Here is a 2,780-nt window from a genome sequence, read left to right on the forward strand (position 1 = left end):
GCAACCAATCCATGAAATTCTCGTTGGCCCGGACCAAGCCATCCGCCTGCACCGCGAGCAGAATGGCCCGCAACGCATAAATCACCTCGTCGGCGCGGTCGGGCTGGTTGGCGATTTCGGGATTGAGCCGGATGAGGGCCAGCCGCAACCACGGTTCAACCATCACCTCGCCGGCCTGCCGGGGAACGTCGGCAGCGGGCGCATATTCCCAGTGCGATGCCGCACCTGCCACCATGTCGCCGCCGATCGAACCGCCCCAGCCGGGCGTGTCTTTTAACTCGAACGGCCGGTGGCCGCCGGTGGTGTCGGCGGACAACGCATCGAGAATCATCTGCTCGACGGTGTTGGATTCGTTGAAGCTCATGATGGTTTGAAGATTTCGTTTGTGATGCAGTCGCCGACGCTAACGGCATTTTTCAGCACCGCTTCGACACCCTGTTTCGCTGCCGTGAACTCCTCCAATGTCTTCAGCACTGCCGAAATGACTTCTTCCGGCGGAATCGGAACAGGAAGCTCCTGCGCCAAGCCAAGCGTCAGATTTCGCTGGCCTGATGTTTTCTTGGAACGCTTTTCCAACCATTTCTGAGCTAAGTCTGACCGAAGATAAGCAGCGAAGAATCCTCGCATCGCCAAGTCATCTATTCGGTAGATGGCGATTGCTTGGTTCACGTTGGCCTCCGGGAATCCATCGGGAATCAAAGCGGTTTTCCCAAGTGGCGGGCCAACGAGATTCATCAAGATGTCGCCTGAACGAACACGTGACCGCTTCAAGTCTTTCTCGTGAATTTCTGGCTCTACATAGGTCGGATCGATCGTGAAATCCAAAGCGCCGGAAAATGTCAGGTTGTAAACTTTCAGAAATGGAACGGTCGCGCTGTTGGTGTTCAGGTGGGGCGACGGCGTTGCGCCCTTTGTGATAGGGCTGGCGACGAGTTCTTCTGCTCTTTGCACCTTCCACCCGCGAGGTGGAGCGAAATCACCGATGTCGCGGAGTTGTTGTTCTGTCCCATTCACCGATCCGAGCATCATTGCTTTGAGTTTCGCGGTGTGCGCCTGTTCAAGATGGAGTTGAGTTGCTCGCCAGCCCTTAACAACTTCATCCACCGCCCAGAGGATTTCGGCGATGCGGCGCTGCTGGTCGAGCGGCGGGAGGTCGAACTCAAAGCTGGCGAGACTGCTCCAGTTGGTGCGCGGCGAGAGCGAACCGGCGGATGTCCCAACCGCGTGCTGAAAAAACCGCTCCGAGAGGCAGAGGAACGGCAGGAGTTCCGGCAGCAGCCGGTCGCCCTTGGGCGCGAGCACATAAATGTCGCCGGACACCACCGCGTCGAACCCCGCCACCGCCACCTTGCGCTGATACGCCCGGCGTTTGCCGAACAGCACCTGCCCCGGCCGGCAGCGCCGCGTGAACGTCGTGCCATCCGCCACATTGCCCCACGCCCGGATGTGCAGCGACCCCGGCTCAAGATGTTCCAGCCCGATGAATCGTTCCAACCCCGCCGCCTCCGGCTCGCACGTCTCGTTGAGATTCTCCACCACATCCCCAAACCGCACGCGCTTCCACCCCTTGCGATCAAACAGCGGCAGCCTGGCCCAGTGGGGATTTACCTGCGGCATGGTGATGCCGCCACCGCCGCTGCCACCACCGCCGCCGTTGCCGGTGCGCTTGCCGCTGCTGATCCTGGTGGTGCTGCTGCTCATGCTGCTGTTGTTGGTGATGATGACGTTGTTGTCGTCGTAGTTGTCATCGTCGGCGTGCTCGTCGTCACCGTCATGCTCGCGTTCATCGCGGCGCTCATGCTCATCAGGATGATCGAGTTCATGGTGATGATTCTAGGCGATGGCTTTTCGGAGCAGCGCGCCGGCGTCCACCATGTCCTGCTGGATTTGCAGCCGGCGAAAGCGGATGTCTTCCGATTCACCGGGGACAGCCTGGCCCAAAACGAAATTAGCGGCGCGAACGGGCGCGGAGGATTGTTCGTCGCGGAAATGCTGATTGAGACAGGCCACAGCATCGGTGCAAGCGGGATTGCCGGCCCTGACTTCTTCGCCAAAGGCAGCGACGGCGGCCTTTGTGCCCCGGTCGTAATGGAGCAGCGTGTAAAGAATATCGAAGACGTCCTTGGGCGCTTGTCGGCGGGCGAAGGCGCGGAGTTTCATGGCCAAGAACGGACCAACTTCGCAGACGCGGACGGTGAGTTCCTGGGGTGCGCCGTAAAGATCAATCCCTTTCACCTTCATCGTGCGGGCAGAGGCCAGGGCGCGATTGATGCCGGGCAGAATGTTGGCGGGAATATCGTCCACCACCGCTGTGCCCTGCGTGGCCGGCGGGTGTTCCGTGAGGAAATCCACCGGGATTGTGAAGTCGCCGATCTTCTTCACGAAGCGTGGGCCGCCGAACTCATCCTTGGAAAGCCGGAAGCCTTGAGCTTGCAGGTCCGACTGAAGGCTGCCGTATTGGCCGAGCGACGCGCCAAGGGAGATGCCCAGGTCGGCGTCAACCGTAACCGGACGCGGTAGTGTGCGCGATGCAGAAAGATCGCCGCAGAGATATTTTGGAACGAGACCGCCGACGAGCACCAGATCACTGTGCCATGAACCGAGTCCGGCCCAGACGGTGAGAAAAGCACTCTCGGCACTGGCGACGCCGACGGGATTGTATTCGCTGTAGGTTTCGTATTTCACGGCCGGCAGAATCCTTCCCAGTGACGCAAAGCGTTGGCTTGGTCCGGTCCGCGCAGCCCGGTCTTTTGCAGGTCGAGAAAGATCTGCGCGTCGCT

At 60.2% G+C, this 2,780-nt stretch carries 3 protein-coding genes; all 3 read right to left on the bottom strand.

Translation table 11 applies throughout. The features are described from left to right. A partial coding sequence (locus FJ398_27075) for a hypothetical protein (protein MBM3841540.1) occupies nucleotides 1-235 on the bottom strand: 235 nt, incomplete at its 3' end. Nucleotides 236-360: 125 nt separating this feature from the next. Next, nucleotides 361-1,701, bottom strand: coding sequence for a hypothetical protein (locus FJ398_27080; protein ID MBM3841541.1), 1,341 nt, complete (start codon nucleotides 1,699-1,701; stop codon nucleotides 361-363). A 132-nt stretch (nucleotides 1,702-1,833) separates the two neighbouring features. Then, nucleotides 1,834-2,685, bottom strand: coding sequence for a hypothetical protein (locus tag FJ398_27085; protein ID MBM3841542.1), 852 nt, complete (start codon nucleotides 2,683-2,685; stop codon nucleotides 1,834-1,836). Nucleotides 2,686-2,780 lie beyond the last annotated feature (95 nt).

It is taken from the genome of Verrucomicrobiota bacterium (genome assembly GCA_016871535.1).
Classification (GTDB): domain Bacteria; phylum Verrucomicrobiota; class Verrucomicrobiia; order Limisphaerales; family SIBE01; genus VHCZ01.